The organism is Brasilonema sp. UFV-L1 (assembly GCF_012912105.1).
Classification (GTDB): Bacteria; Cyanobacteriota; Cyanobacteriia; order Cyanobacteriales; family Nostocaceae; genus Brasilonema.
The window spans coordinates 1-15,493 of record NZ_QMEA01000084.1; the positions used below are offsets into that span (position 1 = coordinate 1).

Genomic DNA, 15,493 nt, shown 5'->3' on the forward strand with positions numbered 1-15,493 from the left:
CGGGGATTTGAGAAGCCCACACTGACCCGTTAGGGCAGTGTGTGGTAGTTCACTCGCACTGCTAGGAATGGGTGGAATTGGCAAAACTGCGCTAGCCGTGAAGTTCGGGCAGAACTTTAAAACTGAGTTTGACATAGTGGTGTGGCGATCGCTCCAAAATGCCCCAACCTTGGAAGAGTTATTGGGAAGCGTGTTGCAATCAATAATGCAGATGCTTCAAGAAGATCCTGTTGTGCCTACTAGTTTAAATGGGAAACTGTCCAAGCTGATGCAGTACTTTCGGGATAAACGCTGTCTACTGATTTTAGACAATGCTGAGACAATCTTAAGCGCTGGCGGTGGGGCTGGACATTGTATGGCAAAGCATGAGGGATACGGTCAACTGCTCAAGCGCATTGGAGAAGTATCCCATCAAAGTTGCTTGCTCGTGACCAGTCGGGAAAAGCCCAAAGATATTGTAGCGCTTGAAGGAGACGAGAAAAAAGTGCGAACGACTTGTCGTCGCGCTTGCGCTTCGCTGCAACTGGAAGGGTTGAAACCAGAAGATGGGCGAAAGCTGTTCCAAGATAGAGGACAATTTACAGGTACGGACGCAGAATGGATCAGACTGATCGAACACTACGGGGGAAATCCGTTCGCGTTGAAGATGGTAGCAGCAGGAGTTCAACAGTTGTTTGACGGCTCTATTGCGGAGTTGTTGGAGTATATCGGACAAGGAGTACTAGTCTTTAATGATATCCGCGATCTGCTTGATCGCCAGTTTAGTCGCTTGTCGCCAGTAGAACAAGAGGTGATGTTGTGGTTGGCAATTAATCGGGAAGCCGTATCTGTAAAGGAATTAAAACAAGATGTAGTGAGTGTCACCTCAAAGCAAGAACTGCCGCAAGCTTTGTACTCGCTGTTGCGGCGATCGCTGATTGAAAAAACAGGAAAGCAATTCTCACTGCAACCTGTAGTCAAGGAATACGTTACGGAGCGATTGGTTAAGCAAGTTTGTAAAGAAATAGTAAGCAGTAGAGAGAGAGCAGAAAGTTCCTCACCCGTTGCTCTTCTCCAAACTCATGCGCTAATGAAGGCGAGTGCAAAGGACTACATTCGGGAAACACAACGACAACTGATTGTGCAACCCTTGCTTGAGAAACTGCTGATAGAGTTGGGCAGCCAGCAAAAGCTTGTGCAAATGTTGAAGGATGTGCTGGAGTAGCAAAGACATCAAGCTTCAATACTAGCAGGGTATGCGGGAGGCAATGTCCTCAATTTGTTAGCGCATTTGAAGATAGCTTTGCAGGGGTATGACTTCTCAAATCTAACCATTAGGCAAGCCGACTTACAGTGTGGAAATTTAGCTGAAGCTAATTTCCATAATACTGCTTTTGATAAGTCTGTATTTGCTACCAGCTTTAAGAAAGGGGGGTGACTGGGTTAACAGCAGCACAGAGATCAGCACTTTTGGTTTGGGGGCAGTGGAAGGTGTAGGGTAGGTTTTATTGTTGGCGATCGCTTTTTTGATACAGTTGGTAAGAGAGTGATCGCTTTGAGAAAAACTTTTTAGTTTGACTGATAGTCAGTTTCTATTGTCTATGGCTCTTTCTTGACTAAAGCAGCCTGAATCTCCTTGCTTACTTCCTCTTTTTCTTCTGGTGTTAGCTTCCGACTTTTGTTATTTGCATACCGTCTATCCTTGGCATCTTTGATGGCTGAAAGAAGAATATTTTGTTCTAGTATTATTTTGTTTATAACGGTTTTTGACTCTTTCAAAGCTTTTAAAACAGCTTTCAAAGCCGCGTCTTCAACAGCGTCTGCAATTTCTCTGCCACATACATCCTCAACTTTAGCCAGTTCATCAATTGATACATTGCTCGCTAGTTGTATTTTTCCTGGAAGATGTAGACATTTACACCATATTTCTCTACGGGTTTTTTCATCTGGCATAGGAATATTTATATAACGTAGTCGTGTTTCTAATGCTTTATCAAAACTTTCAACAAAATTTGTTGTGCAAATGGTCAATACCGGATAAGTATCTAAACAACTAAATAATTGATTGCGAAGTGAATTAATAGCTTGATCAGAACTGGAACTAATTTCTGCCAATCTTTGTGAGCAAAATGAGTCAGCTTCTTCTATGTGGAGTAGGGCATTATCCCGATGGGCGGCAAAAAATACAGCTTTGAGATTTTGTGACGCTTCACCATGAAATTTGCTTGCTATATCTGCATAAGTCACGGTTAAAATTGGCATTTCTAGTTTATTAGCAATTGCATGAGCTAGAGCAGTTTTACCTGTTCCAGGTTCTCCCGCTAATATCAAACCCCGACGCGAAGTAGGCTTAATCACTTTATAGTTTAAATTGTCATAAACTATAGATAATGCTTTAATAGACTCAATTTCAAAGTCTAATTTTCCTTGTAAATCTTCAGGAAAAAATAACTTCTCAAAAGTATGTGAAGGTACGCTCGATTGATAACGATGTGAACGTTCTTCTATTGTTACTTCATCATTATCAGTGTTTTTTTTACGATTATTATTTATTTTGATGGAGATATCTTCATCTTCTTTAAAATTATTATTTTTTTGATGATTACAAGATGCAGTGCTGATTGTAATTTTGAGACTTTCAAGATTATTTTTTTCAATAAAGTTAGATGTTTGCGTAAGAATTTTTGAACGATAAACAGCAGATATATTTTCTGGCACGTTATCTGGAATACCATTAATAAATAAATCTTCTCTCATTATTAAACTACCTTTGCAAAATCAATTTATTAGTTCATCTCATGCTTTATATTGGTAGAAATCCGCTTGAATTTCTAAAGTGCAAGAATGCTAAAAAGATATATGCTTTTAGTTCAAACCTTTAAAAATTTTCAATTGGATTCCAAAAGCCATTTTACCTATTCAAACAAAAGTAAAGTTCCATCCTTATCAGCATCATCATCGATTAATTGGTCATCTACTTGTTTTGCATAAATTACACGACCATCTTTTACCTCGTTAGTTTTTTTGTTAAAAACTCCTTGAATTGTTTTATATTTGTTTGCTTCGATTTTTTTAGCCAATGTAAATCCTACATCATCTCTATCTTTTGTTGTGAGATTATGTTTATTCCATTTTGCAAACCAATTTTTAATCTCAGACCAATATAAGAAAACAAAAGTTACTACTGAAAGACCTGCTGCTGTTAGTAAAATCCAACCTATCAAAGTGAGAGACATTTTTTCTATTCCACAATAATTAAATCTTCATTTCCAAAGGCTTCATCAAGCTCATTATCGAGTTTTCGAGCAATCAATTTACGCCCGTAAGGTCTTCCATCAGGCATACATACTAATTGATTTTCCTTATCTAAGAAGACCTGAATAATACTTTGACCACGAGCTTCGGTTCCACGTAAAATAGCACCTTTTACAACATTACTTTCTGGTGGACGATTCTCTACAAAATATTCAATAGCTGAGTCGTAAGTTAATACTTGTACTTCTATTTCCACTTGCAGAAAATTTTTGAAACTATCAGCTAGGTGACTTAACTTTTGAATAAACGAAATCCATTCAATACTTAAATTTTTTGAATCGAGATTTTTTAACTTACCCAAAAAAGGTAATAAATCTTTGAGTTCATTAATTAATTTGTCCATTTTTGTACCCGAACCTTGTTCATCCATCTTTGGCTATCCTCATAACTTAGCTTTGGCTAAAAATTGTAGTGCGATCACCTAAATCAACCCCATTACCAAAAGTGCGATCAGACTGCCCGCCGGAGGCGATCGCACTTCTGTAATTGCTCGCTTTATTGAGCCTTAATCCGAGTATGCAACGTTTCCCCTATTTACACCAGACCAGATATATCAGTTAAGATATCAGTTAAGAATTTAGTGGAATGCTTGTGTCAGCAAAGAGTGTGTAACGAAGTGCGTAGGCGTAGCCCGTCGTAGACATCGCACCTCATTAACGTCATCACAGTAGTGCGATCGCAAGTATTTAGTTGAACCCTTGTCTGAGCAAAGAGTCTTCAACCGAAGTGCGATCGCATTAAGCGCAGTTTCCGGAGGCGATGCTCCGGAGGAGCCGCCCAAAGGGCGATCGCACAGTTAACCCCATCATCACAAATGCGTAGACGCGGAGCGGCTTGTCGCGCTTACATCGCCCACATCAACCCCATCACCAGAAATGCGTAGGTGTAGCTCGTCGTAGACATCGCCCGATATTGAAGATATTTATCTGTGGCGATCGCTGTTGAGTCTTTTAACTTGGACTTTCATGACAGCGTATATGCTATCATAATGACATGGCGATTAAAATTGTAGTTGATACCAGCGTTTTTATTAGTGCGCTGATTAGCTCTCAAGGCTCCAGTAGAGAACTCATTCGACGCTGCTTGAAAGGAGAATATCAGCCTTTGATGGGAAATGCTTTATTTTCTGAGTATGAGTCAGTCATTCAGCGATCAGAAATTATCGCCAAATGCCCTTTAACTAGTGAAAAAATTTCGGCTTTACTAGCATCATTAATGAGTGTCAGTGAATGGGTTTATATCTATTATTTATGGCGACCAAATTTAAAAGATGAAGCTGACAATCACTTAATTGAATTAGCCGTTGCAGGAAATGCTCAGATTATTGCCACTCACAATGCCAAAGATTTCCAAAATGCTGAATTGTTATTTCCTAACTTATCAATATTAAAAGCCGAAGAAATTATTAGGAGTTAAACAAAAATGGCAACTTTAACTATTCGTTTACCAGACGATAAGCACAATAGATTAAAAGAACTTGCTCAAGCCAAAGGCATAAGTGTTAATAAGCTGATAGAAGAACTTTCCACCATAGCTCTAGCAGAATTTGATGTCTATACAAGATTTAAAGCAATGGCTGTGATTGGCAACCCAGAAGAAGGCTTAAGAATACTGGCTAAACTTGATACTCTGACAGAATAAAGCTTGTAGCGCGATGATATAAACACTAATCAGGGACTAATGTGGGCGATCGCCCACATTAACCCCATAGCTAGCACCAAATTACCAGGTGATTTTCACAAAGACCCAGCCGATAGGATTTTAGTGGCAATTGCAAGGCGATATGGAATACCTTTAGTCACTTGCGATATCAAAATTATAGATTATCCTCATGTGCAAACCATTTGGTAGTTGACCATTGTAATTTTTATGTGCAATGTAATTTCTATTTACTCTAGTTTGCGTAATTTCCCTTGCTTACACAAGACAACTTTAGCAAATTAGTTTCAACTTCAGGTTATCGTAGACAAACCAGAGCGTTCACGTAGTGGCGGCTTCCGCATCGCCTCATTAACCCGATCATCAAAAGTGCGTAGAAGCTCTGCTTCTTGTCGCCAGACATCGCTTATTTGACAAATTTGCTCAGAATGCGTAGACGCTGCATCGGCTTATCGCCAGACATCGCTTGGGAAAATAAGCTAACGTGAGAACAGTTCTACTGCTTCCAAAGCTTGGAGATTTTTACAATGAAATGGACACTTGAAGAAGCCAAAAAACAGCTATCTTCAATCATTAATGCGACAAGTCTTGAACCTCAGCTAATTTATACTCAAGAGGAATTAGTAGCTGCAATTGTAGACCCTAAGCTTTTTAAAGAATTTTTAAACTGGCGGCAACAAACTGCGAAAACATCTCTAGCTCAAGTCTTTAAAGAACTTCAACAGTTATGTACTGAAGAAAATTATAGCTTAGAGATACCAGCACGAAGTCATCGCGACAATCCTTTTACGGAAGACGAGGATGAGTCATCTTTGTGACACGAATATCATCAGTGAATTAACTCGCCCAATGCCAAATCTAGGGGTAGTAGCATGGAGCGAGACTGTGACATCTATTAACTTAAGTGTAATTACAATTGAGGAAATTTATTATGGTTTAACAGCCAAGTCTAATGCTAGAATCCAAAACTGGTTTGAAAACTTTCTCTTCACTCACTGTCAAATTCTCCTCATCACCTCAGAAATTGCCAAATGTGTGGGTGAATTAAGAGGCTTTTTGAGAACTCAAGGTAAACCGCGATCCCAAGCTGATATATTGATTGCGGCAACAGCTAAAATACATTCTTTGACACTTGTTACTAGAAATATTAAGGATTTTGAGGGTTGTGGTATATCCACATTGAATCCATTTAGTTGAATCTTTATTCCTATTTGATATAATTACCAAGAGTGCGTAAAATTGCCCATATTACAGCAGAATTCAGAAGTCAGGAGTCAGGAGCGGAGCAAGGAAAGCTCCGCCTCCGGTCAGAAGTAAAAAGAGCTTTCTATCTGCCTTTTAGACTTCAGTAGTGTACTTCATTTACTTGAAATGTGCTGTATATTAAAATATTAGATGCGTAGACGTTTCTTCGACTTGTCGCCAAACATTGCCTTTATGAGAATTATGGATATAGGGTTAGATTGATGAGTCTGTCACTTGAAAAAATTTTAAGCGAGATTGAGCAACTGACTCCAGAAGAGCAATGGACAGTGATGAGACATTTGGTGGAGAGTATAAAAAAGTATATCAACCAAACTCAACCAAAACGCAAGTGGAGCGATTTGAAAGGTATGGCCCCCTATCCGCTATTGGGTGAAGATGCTCAGGAATGGGTTTCGCGGACTCGAAAACAAGGGGATGAGCATCGAGAACGGTTGTTGCGAACAGAGGAATGAGGATTAATGCGTTAGCAAATGTTTCTCGCTTATTTCTTGATACAGCCCCTGTCATTTATTTTGTAGAGCGCAATCCGCAGTTTGTGGATTTAGTCGATCCAGTTTTTGAGCGCTTGTCAGCTGACATTACAGCAGTAATATCTGGGATAACATTATCTGAGTGTTTGGTGGGTGCTATCCGTCTGGGGTTAGTAGATTTAGAGTAAGCCTTTGTTGATGTGTTGCAACAAGAACAAGTAGTTTTTGTAGAGATTAATGCTGCGATTGCGCGAGAAGCTGCGAGAATTCGGGTACGTTATAATCTTCAGTTAGCCGATGCGTTGCAAGTGGCGGCGGCTTTAACGGCTGGTTGTGAGGCGTTTTTGACCAATGATGATGCTTTGAAGCGAGTGACAGAGTTGAGGATTTTGGTGGTGGGTGAGTTGGAAAGTGAAAACCCTTAATGATGCTCTTTGCGATCGCCTGATTTAAATCTATCACCTCGTCGAGGATTTCGCAGCCCCCAAAATTAATCTCTCTCAAAATGCCTAATTACTTTCTCATTTTGGTATTTTCTATAAGCAAACCGGAGTTTGCTTTCTCCTAAAGCTGAAATGCTTTCTTATTTCAGTAAATTCAGCAAGCAAACCGCAGTTTGTTTTCTCCTAAAGCTGAAATGCTTTCTCATTTCAGTAGATTCAGCAAGCAAACCGGAGTTTGCTTTCTCCTAAAGCTGAAATGCTTTCTCATTTCAGTAGTTCGCGCATTTATAACAACTATCGCTTGTAGCAAAAGCTGTTGCAAATTTGCCGAAATTCTCTCAGGCGATATTGATACGGATATTTTTTAATGTAGAGAATATCAACCATACTATGGTATAAAGTACACATCGTGACTCGTAGAAAAAGAAGCTCTCCAGTGTTACAAAAAGCAGTGCGTCGTGCAGCTGGTATGAACTCAATTGATCCAAACTTAGATGTAGGTAATGGACTCACTCTAGCTGCTTTCTCAAGCCTAATTGAGACGATGCGGACTCAAGAAAATGCATACAACAGCGCTCTTGCCAACCTGGATAAGTTATACAGTAAAATGCTCCAAACAGAGCGTGAGTTAGGAGATATGACAGAACACATGCTGATGGGAGTTGGTACTCAATATGGCAAAAGCAGTGTAGAGTATGGCATGGCGGGAGGAGTTCCTAAGAATCAACGCCGCAAGGGACTGCGAGGTGAGTCGCCAACTTCTAGTTCACAGCAACCTTCATTTGTTGCCAGTGTAGACGGTAAATAACGCAGGCGCAGCCAACGCATAGCGTGTCCGCAGGACATATTCTGACGAATGATTCTTCAATTCTTAGTATGTCTTGCGGTCATCGTTGTCTTTTTAAAAACTTTTCATTTGCCTGTTTGACTCTGGAAATCCAACCTTTGTGAGAATTCAAAATTTCTGAGTAGGGAACGGTTGTTTCAGAGACAAGTTGAAACAATGAGGGGGAAAAGTATTTGGGAAATACTTTATGCATAATTTGAGCAATTCGCAGTCTGATAAAGAACTCTAAAAACAGCAGTTTACCGGATAAGGGAAAGGCATAGTCACTGATCTCGACTAGTGCATGAGCATCTGGCTTTCGACGTAGGGTAAATTGCTTGAGTGCCTCTGCAATATTATTAGAATATTCATCTAATAACTCATCAAACAAAGCTACATCTTCAAAGGCAGCATTACAGCCTTGACCCAAAGAAGGAGAGGTAGCATGAGCAGCATCACCAATTAGTAAAACGCTATCACCATGATGGTAGCGATTACAACGAATCGTCAAAATAGTTGAGATGGGACGATTGAGAAATGCTTCAACTTCCGATTCTGGTAAAAGCTGAGCAATTTCTAAAAAGTGCTCGCGAAAGAATTGCCATACTTGTTCTTTTGTAGAAAGATTGACGATGGGGTTGTTCTCGCGAGGAAAGTTAATAGTTCCACTCATCAAGCCATCTATATCATGCACCAAAATTGCTGAAATTCCATTGCTTCCTCTCCAAGTATGGACATAACCTGCTTTTAAGGATGCTGCACTTTCAGCAGGCAGAAAAATGGGTTTGTAAGCAGAGGGAATGTCTTTTTTTTCTAACTCGAATTGGTCAGTTGAGAGAAATTCATCTCTAATTCGCGATCGCGCTCCATCTGCACCAATTAATAAGTCATAATCAACAGTCACTTCTCCTGTAGAATTGACTGCTGTATTTTCAAAGATGACTGTTTTTGCTTCAAAGTCAACTTGCTTACATTGATGGTCAAAATGAATTTTGAGGCGATCGCTATTATACTGTTTAGTCAACATTTTCAACAGTGTGACCACCAATCGCCTACGATCCAGAATCAGAATGGGTTTTTGCCTTGGAAGGAACTGTGTTTTGCCTTCTTTTTGATGGTTGAGTGAGCCAGTGCTTTCTAAGCTTACTGCCTTAACGGCTTCAAGAATCCCTTCAACTTTGCTCAGTGCTGTCATTCCCCGTTGATTGAGGACGAGAGGAAAGGTTCTAGCACAGGAAAATGGAACTGTTTGTGGATCACTGCGACGCTCATAGATTTCAACGTCATAGTGCTCATCGCGTCGTAGAAGATAGTGAGCTAGAAGAACTCCACTCGGACCTGCACCCACAATTACAACTCGTTTGGCCATTTTAACATCCTAGTGCAATACAAAACTTACACAAATCGCTTAAGTCGCATCACTCAAACTTTTTGAAGTTTGCTTCCTGCTTCGTTCAGGGGAGACGGGCTCAAGAGTTGTCTTGGGACATCACTAAGCTGTAGACTGAAAATTTATGGTTGTTTACCGACTGTAGCGCAATATTGCTCTAATAGCGAGAACAATCTCAATAAGTAGCAGTCTAAAACAAACACATGAAAGCGCTAGCCTCTTGTTTTGCATCTATTGTCGGCACAGAAAATACTGTCAGTTGGGAAGATGTACCACTCACTCAGCAACAATCTATATTACAAGCTATTGCTTCTCCAAATCCTCCCGCTTGTATCGTCTACCCTCACACCACAGAAGAGCAAGCGCAAGTCATCACACAAGCACATCGCAACAAGTGGCGCGTTCTGCCATGCGGTAGTGGTAGTAAACTGAACTGGGGTGGGTTAGTCAAAGATGTTGATGTCGTAGTCAGTACAGAACGCCTCAATCAACTGATTGAACACGCCGTTGGTGATTTAACAGTGACAGTCGAAGCGGGAATGAAGTTTTCTCGTCTCCAAGAAATGCTAGCAAACTCTAGACAATTTCTCGCTCTTGACCCCATCACACAAGATACCGCAACGATTGGCGGTATTGTTGCGACTAATGATACAGGTTCTCTACGGCAACGTTATGGTAGTGTACGAGATCAACTCTTGGGAATCACCTTTGTACGTGCTGATGGACAAATCGCCAAAGCTGGCGGACGAGTGGTGAAAAATGTTGCTGGATACGACTTGATGAAGGTATTCACTGGGTCGTATGGCACATTCGGGGTTATTAGTCAAGTGACGTTTCGTGTTTATCCTATGCAGGAGATATCAGGGACGGTGGTACTGACTGGTGAAGCAAAAAGTGTCTCTCAAGCTGCGAATGTCCTCAGAGGTTCTGCATTAACACCAACTCAAGCTGATTTGCTCTCAACACAACTGGTGTCTGGCTTGGAGTTAGGACAAGGATTGGGATTAATTGCTCGCTTCCAAAGTATAGCTGAGAGTGTGAAGGAACAATCAAATCGGCTTTTGGAAGTCGGGGAACAATTTGGATTAAAAGGAACGATATTTTCAGGGGCGGATGAAGCTGATTTATGGCGCATATTGCGAGAACAAATGCATTCTTGTTTGAGTGAGTCGGTAATAAGTTGCAAAATGGGAGTGTTGCCTACTTCTGCTGTTGAAGTTTTGACTCAAGTCGATATGGGTTGGATTCACATCGCTAGTGGTTTGGGGATGTTGCGGTTTGAGGGTGACAACAAGATTGATCAGGTGTTGGGGATACGAAATCTTTGTCAAATCAATGGCGGTTTCCTCACTATTTTGTCAGCGCCGGTGAAGGTTAAGCAACAGTTGGATGTGTGGGGTTACACTGGTAATGCTGTGCAGTTGATGCGTTTGATAAAAAGGCAGTTTGATAAGGAATGTATTTTAAGTCCGGGTCGTTTTGTGGGTGGGATTTAAGAAACGAACCGCCAAGACGCAAAGGACGCAAAGAAAGAGGGGAGAAGAAGAGATAATATGCAAGTATGGGAAGGTTCTGAGAATAAGAAGGCTAGTTTGGAGAATTTGACTGGTTTTGATGGAAATCATCCGCCAAATCCAAAGTTGATTGATAGTTGTGTTCATTGTGGGTTTTGTCTTTCGACTTGTCCTAGCTATCGGGTGCTTGGTAAGGAGATGGATTCTCCGCGAGGACGGATCTATCTCATGGATGGAATTAATGAGGGTGAGATTCCTCTGAATGAAGCAACTGCACAACATTTTGATACTTGTTTGGGGTGTCTTGCTTGTGTGACGACTTGTCCTTCTGGTGTGCAATATGACAAGTTGATTTCTGCTACTCGTCACCAAGTTGAACGGAATTACCCGCGTAGTTTACGAGATAAACTGTTTCGTCAATTGATATTTTCTTTGTTTCCTAATCCTGATGTTTTAAGGGTTCTACTGGTTCCATTGTTTTTTTATCAAAAGTTGGGTTTGCAGAAGTTGGTGCGTGGAACTGGGTTGTTGAAGCGTTTGTCTCCTCGCTTGGCTGCTATGGAATCAGTTTTGCCAGAAATTAGTTTGAAATCTTTTCAAAGTCATTTGCCAGATATCATTGCAGCACGGGGGAAGAAACGTTACCGAGTTGGGATGATTTTGGGATGTGTGCAAAGGTTATTTTTCTCTTCAATTAATGAAGCGACTGTACGGGTTTTAACGGCGAATGGCTGTGAGGTTGTAATTCCTAAAACTCAAGGATGTTGTGCGGCGCTTCCTGAACATCAAGGACAAACAGAACAAGCTAAAGCTTTAGCAAGGCAGATGATTGATAGTTTTGCAAATACTGGTGTGGATTTTGTGATTATCAATGCTGCTGGTTGTGGTCATACGTTAAAAGAATACGGTCATATTTTAGAAGATGATCCACAATATCGGGAAAAAGCTAAAGAATTCGCGGCGAAGGTGAGAGATGTGCAAGAGTTTTTGGTTGGTGTCGGTTTAACAGCAGAATTATCACCGCTTGCAAATCGACCCTTGACTTTGGTTTATCAAGATGCATGTCATTTGTTGCACGGACAGAAGATTAGTGTACAACCGCGTCAGTTGTTGCGGCAAATTCCAGGGGTGAAGTTGCGCGAACCAGTTGATGCAGCTATTTGTTGTGGTAGCGCGGGGGTTTACAATCTGTTGCAACCAGAGGTGGCTGAGGAGTTGGGTCAACAAAAAGTGTGGAATTTATTGAATACTGGTGCTGATTTAATGACCTCTGCTAATCCAGGTTGTACTTTGCAAATTCGCAAGCATTTACAGTTGCAAGGTAAACAGATTTCTATTATGCATCCGATGGAGTTGTTGGATTATTCAATCAGAGGCGTGAGGTTAAAGCTGTAAAAAAGCTACAGGTTTTCAGCCTGTAGCGATTGCAAAGAGCTATACCTGCGCGGGCTTTAGCCCGCGGGTAGGACCCTGTTATCAATTTAGTTATAGATTTTCAGTCGGCAAGCATATGCAGTTGCACAGTGTGTTAAATTAACTCTCCACGCAAAATAGTGACTGCTTGTCCACTTAAGTAGACACGAGAACCTCCGTCGTAACGAATTTTTAACACTCCACCCCGACTTGATGCTTGATATGCAAAGAACTCATCTTTCCCAAGGCGATCGCGCCAAAACGGAGCAAGACAACAATGAGCAGCACCAGTCACAGGATCTTCATTAATTCCCAATCCTGGTGCAAAAAAGCGAGATACAAAATCATATTCTGAGTCTTTGTGTGTTGAACTTGTAACTATTAACTCACTCAGGGATAACGCTTTGAGTCGCTCGAAATTCGGCTGCATTTGTCGTACTAAATCTTCAGACTCGACTTGTACTAGATAACCTAGGGAATTTTTCATCACCGTTGTGATTGGAACACCCAAAGCTTCAGCGAGTTCAGGAAAAGCGGTTATTTCTTCTGAATGATTGACCGGAAAATCAAGTTCAATCCAGCTTCCTTGCTTTTTGGCAGTCAACAGTCCACTCTTGGTATGGAAACGAGCGACTTCATCTGGTAAAAGATGCCCCTGTGACCACAGGACATGAGCACTAGCTAGAGTCGCATGACCACACAGTGGTACTTCTGTTGTCGGTGTGAACCAACGTAGATGAAAGCCATCTTCCTGTCTCACCAAAAACGCTGTCTCAGATAAATTCATCTCTTGCGCCACTTTCTGCATCCAATCTTCAGATTGGGAAGTCGGTAAAACGCAGACCGCAGCTGGGTTACCTGCAAAAGGTGTGTTGGTAAATGCGTCTACTTGAATAATTGTCTGTCCCATATGTCAAGTTTGTTCTAAATATAGTAATGAAATTTAATCTTTCGTGAGAATTTGTCTTATTTAGGTAATGCTCCCAACGAAGAAGGCGTCAGTGACTGAGCTTTCTTGGGCAATCATACCAATTTGGAGAAAGAATGCGATAGGTACAATAAATTAGGATTAATTTTGGAAACTGTATCTATCGCAGACATTTATGAAATAAATATAATATTTCTCTTTAGGTAATCACGTTAAAAAATTTACCATAGACTTGGTAATCATTCAAAATATTGCTTATGAATTTTTCTTTCTAGTGGCATCAGCAGGTGGAATCTGGGAAAAAACAGGACTTCCTATTGCCTAACGGCAACGAACGCTGCGCTAACACCCACTCGTTGGGTTTCGAGGGTTGATCTTTGAGGGGGGTCAAATTGCCCCTTAAGGAGATATCGGCGAGTACAGACAGTTGATTTCTGGGGCAATTTCGACTTGTCCGGTTTTTTCGCTTACCAAATGTGACACCTCTTGAGAATGATGAGCCGATGAAAGCAGTCTGAAAAAGCCGGACTCTTGTTGGCGCTATTTGAAGTTACAGCAGCAATTCCTGAGTCAGGAGTCAGGAGCGGAGCAAGGAAAGCTCCGCCTCCGGTCAGAAGTAAAAAGAGCTTTCTATCTGCCTTTTAGACTTCAGTAGTGTACTTCATTTACTTGAAATGTGCTGTATCTATGATTGTTTGCAAATATTGAGTGGAAGCAGCTTCTGCTTGGGAACACACAACCAAATCTGGTTTTTTTAATCCATCCCGAAGCTGGCGATAAAAGTAGATAGTGTATTGAAGCGCTCGGGCAATTTCCTGGCGATCGTGTTTGCCTGGAATAGTCTGACAAAAATCGGGAACCAAGAGCGGAATTTCCTTTTCAAGATTCCTCACACCGCGCGGGAGTCGCCCAGCTTGTACCTTTGCTAATTGAGCCAGAAATCCACGGAGAAAAGAAAGCAAATCGATTGCTTCAAACAGTTCTCCTCTTCCTAATTTAGTTGCGCCGTAATGTACGCACACCCAGAAGCGGTCTTCAATCCATTGTGGATCAAAAGGTGGATAGTTCCGTGGATTCTCTGAAACAGCTGAAGTTAGTAAATTCTCACGTTCCCACAGAACAACAGGATTTTCTACACGGTCTGTTTTGAAATCTTGTAAAAGCAAAAACTTCAAATCGACGTGTACAAGAGGATTGTCATACAGACAAATCAACAATCGGGGTTCGCCGACGTGTTCCCCTGTAAAAGCCGCAAGCAGCGAACCAAGTTGACTGGCAAAAAGCTGTCGCTCTTTTAAAACCTGTTGATAATAAACATCATCTACAACAATAATAAGGTCGAGGTCAGAATACTCATCCATTTCTGGGCTCAAATAGGAGCCACCGATCGCCACACCCAATAAGCGGTCATCTTTATTCAACTTTGCAAGAATCTGCTCTAGAAACGAGCGTTGTGGTTCGGGAATGGGCATATCATCTCCATCTTTTGTCCAGTAATTCCAAGGCATAGTATCCATGAAAGCTTCAGCAAACAATGTTGCAGCATCCAAATCGTCTGGATAACGCTTTTGTACCTCAATCTACTCTATCAAACGATTAATTTTAATTAACATCATTACACTTGTTTTTGTCTCCTTGATTTGAAAATAGGAGTGAAGGCAAAATATTTTCATCCTTACTGTTTGGCAAATGCTCATGATGGCTACTTGATTGCTGACTTATAAAAGGTTCGCAGGTATTGTCAGATTTTAAAATGAGATTCACAACAGCACAAATTAGCAAACTAAGAATGAAAATGTGAATCTTAATAATTGTGTTAGGTTTCTTAAACATCATAGCCTCTGTTTTTATTGTCAAGAAAATTTTTAATATCAATAAAGTTTCTCTTTTTGATTCCCCCAACTTCAGCCTGTCAAAGTCTGTTAATTTCATTCAAATGTCAACAAAATTTATACCAAAGAGATAAAAAGTCTGAAAAAGTTTGTTTTTATCTTTTTGAAATTGACTTCTCACTTCTTATTCAATTATCCACTTGCAAACCATCTTGCCATTCTCGTTATGCCATATAGCCCTTAAGCTAGGTTTTTGAAAATCACTCTTCGCATTGTTGTTTTTTTGAATATTTGCTACCGATTGTGCCAAAGCTTTAAATTCATTTTTTTGACCGACTTTAGTATGAGATTGGAAAAACAGGTTGTGAAAGTTAATTTGCATAGTTTTAAGACTCCTATTCTTTTTCATGTATGGGTTATTAACTTGAGTTGAGTAAGAGGTATTGCTCTTGAATTAA

Annotated in this window: 20 protein-coding genes; 12 read left to right on the forward strand and 8 right to left on the reverse strand. The window is 40.7% G+C overall.

From position 1 onward, the window contains the following. The first annotated feature begins 37 nt into the window (after window positions 1–37). Window positions 38–1,204, forward strand: coding sequence for an NB-ARC domain-containing protein (locus DP117_RS22005; protein WP_339381367.1), 1,167 nt, complete (start codon window positions 38–40; stop codon window positions 1,202–1,204). Between the two features lie 374 nt (window positions 1,205–1,578). On the opposite strand, the gene DP117_RS22010 is transcribed toward DP117_RS22005, so the two are convergent. The 3 genes from DP117_RS22010 to DP117_RS22020 all read right to left on the reverse strand — a co-directional run bounded on the left by DP117_RS22010 (window position 1,579) and on the right by DP117_RS22020 (window position 3,664). Continuing rightward, complete coding sequence (locus tag DP117_RS22010; protein WP_169220376.1) at window positions 1,579–2,736, reverse strand: ATP-binding protein; 1,158 nt, start codon at window positions 2,734–2,736, stop codon at window positions 1,579–1,581. Window positions 2,737–2,894: 158 nt separating this feature from the next. Beyond that, on the reverse strand, window positions 2,895–3,215 hold the full coding sequence (locus DP117_RS22015; RefSeq protein ID WP_169220377.1) for a hypothetical protein: 321 nt from the start codon (window positions 3,213–3,215) through the stop codon (window positions 2,895–2,897). Window positions 3,216–3,220: 5 nt separating this feature from the next. Further along, complete coding sequence (locus DP117_RS22020; protein ID WP_169220378.1) at window positions 3,221–3,664, reverse strand: hypothetical protein; 444 nt, start codon at window positions 3,662–3,664, stop codon at window positions 3,221–3,223. Between the two features lie 623 nt (window positions 3,665–4,287). On the opposite strand from DP117_RS22020, the gene DP117_RS22025 reads away from it, so the two are divergent. From DP117_RS22025 to DP117_RS22060, 9 genes are all read left to right on the forward strand, one after another. Continuing rightward, window positions 4,288–4,710: a putative toxin-antitoxin system toxin component, PIN family gene (locus DP117_RS22025; protein ID WP_169220379.1), complete on the forward strand. Its 423-nt coding sequence runs from the start codon at window positions 4,288–4,290 to the stop codon at window positions 4,708–4,710. Window positions 4,711–4,716: 6 nt separating this feature from the next. Next, entirely contained in the window at window positions 4,717–4,935 is a 219-nt protein-coding gene (locus DP117_RS22030) for a toxin-antitoxin system HicB family antitoxin (protein WP_169220380.1), read from the forward strand. A 39-nt stretch (window positions 4,936–4,974) separates the two neighbouring features. After that, window positions 4,975–5,145, forward strand: a complete 171-nt coding sequence (locus DP117_RS22035; RefSeq protein WP_248277766.1) for a hypothetical protein — start codon at window positions 4,975–4,977, stop codon at window positions 5,143–5,145. Window positions 5,146–5,480: 335 nt separating this feature from the next. Then, entirely contained in the window at window positions 5,481–5,771 is a 291-nt protein-coding gene (locus tag DP117_RS22040; protein WP_169220381.1) for a prevent-host-death protein, read from the forward strand. Next, window positions 5,755–6,150, forward strand: coding sequence for a type II toxin-antitoxin system VapC family toxin (locus DP117_RS22045; RefSeq protein ID WP_169220382.1), 396 nt, complete (start codon window positions 5,755–5,757; stop codon window positions 6,148–6,150). The genes DP117_RS22040 and DP117_RS22045 overlap by 17 nt, the downstream gene beginning before the upstream one ends. Window positions 6,151–6,419: 269 nt before the next feature. Continuing rightward, window positions 6,420–6,671 (forward strand): hypothetical protein, encoded by a 252-nt coding sequence (locus DP117_RS22050; RefSeq protein WP_169220383.1) that lies wholly within the window; start codon window positions 6,420–6,422, stop codon window positions 6,669–6,671. Then, entirely contained in the window at window positions 6,668–6,877 is a 210-nt protein-coding gene (locus tag DP117_RS37340; protein WP_339381368.1) for a hypothetical protein, read from the forward strand. Before DP117_RS22050 ends, DP117_RS37340 begins: the two co-directional genes overlap by 4 nt. Before the next feature lie 12 nt (window positions 6,878–6,889). After that, a complete protein-coding gene (locus tag DP117_RS37345) occupies window positions 6,890–7,114 on the forward strand; it encodes a PIN domain-containing protein (protein WP_339381369.1) in 225 nt (74 codons plus the stop codon). A gap of 427 nt (window positions 7,115–7,541) precedes the next feature. Further along, window positions 7,542–7,940, forward strand: coding sequence for a hypothetical protein (locus tag DP117_RS22060; protein ID WP_169220384.1), 399 nt, complete (start codon window positions 7,542–7,544; stop codon window positions 7,938–7,940). 79 nt (window positions 7,941–8,019) lie between these two features. Here DP117_RS22060 and DP117_RS22065 read toward each other — a convergent pair whose 3' ends face one another. Next, entirely contained in the window at window positions 8,020–9,327 is a 1,308-nt protein-coding gene (locus tag DP117_RS22065) for an NAD(P)/FAD-dependent oxidoreductase (protein WP_169220385.1), read from the reverse strand. A gap of 224 nt (window positions 9,328–9,551) precedes the next feature. On the opposite strand from DP117_RS22065, the gene DP117_RS22070 reads away from it, so the two are divergent. Beyond that, window positions 9,552–10,844, forward strand: coding sequence for an FAD-binding oxidoreductase (locus tag DP117_RS22070; protein WP_169220386.1), 1,293 nt, complete (start codon window positions 9,552–9,554; stop codon window positions 10,842–10,844). Window positions 10,845–10,901: 57 nt separating this feature from the next. Next, window positions 10,902–12,257, forward strand: a complete 1,356-nt coding sequence (locus tag DP117_RS22075; RefSeq protein WP_169220387.1) for a heterodisulfide reductase-related iron-sulfur binding cluster — start codon at window positions 10,902–10,904, stop codon at window positions 12,255–12,257. A gap of 133 nt (window positions 12,258–12,390) precedes the next feature. Here DP117_RS22075 and DP117_RS22080 read toward each other — a convergent pair whose 3' ends face one another. The 4 genes from DP117_RS22080 to DP117_RS22095 form a co-directional block, all read right to left on the reverse strand. Continuing rightward, on the reverse strand, window positions 12,391–13,185 hold the full coding sequence (locus tag DP117_RS22080) for a PhzF family phenazine biosynthesis protein (protein ID WP_169220388.1): 795 nt from the start codon (window positions 13,183–13,185) through the stop codon (window positions 12,391–12,393). A 683-nt stretch (window positions 13,186–13,868) separates the two neighbouring features. Next, entirely contained in the window at window positions 13,869–14,753 is an 885-nt protein-coding gene (locus DP117_RS22085) for an aminoglycoside 6-adenylyltransferase (protein ID WP_211176278.1), read from the reverse strand. Window positions 14,754–14,805: 52 nt separating this feature from the next. Beyond that, a complete protein-coding gene (locus DP117_RS22090; protein WP_169220389.1) occupies window positions 14,806–15,135 on the reverse strand; it encodes a hypothetical protein in 330 nt (109 codons plus the stop codon). An 84-nt stretch (window positions 15,136–15,219) separates the two neighbouring features. Next, complete coding sequence (locus DP117_RS22095) at window positions 15,220–15,417, reverse strand: hypothetical protein (RefSeq protein WP_169220390.1); 198 nt, start codon at window positions 15,415–15,417, stop codon at window positions 15,220–15,222. Window positions 15,418–15,493 lie beyond the last annotated feature (76 nt).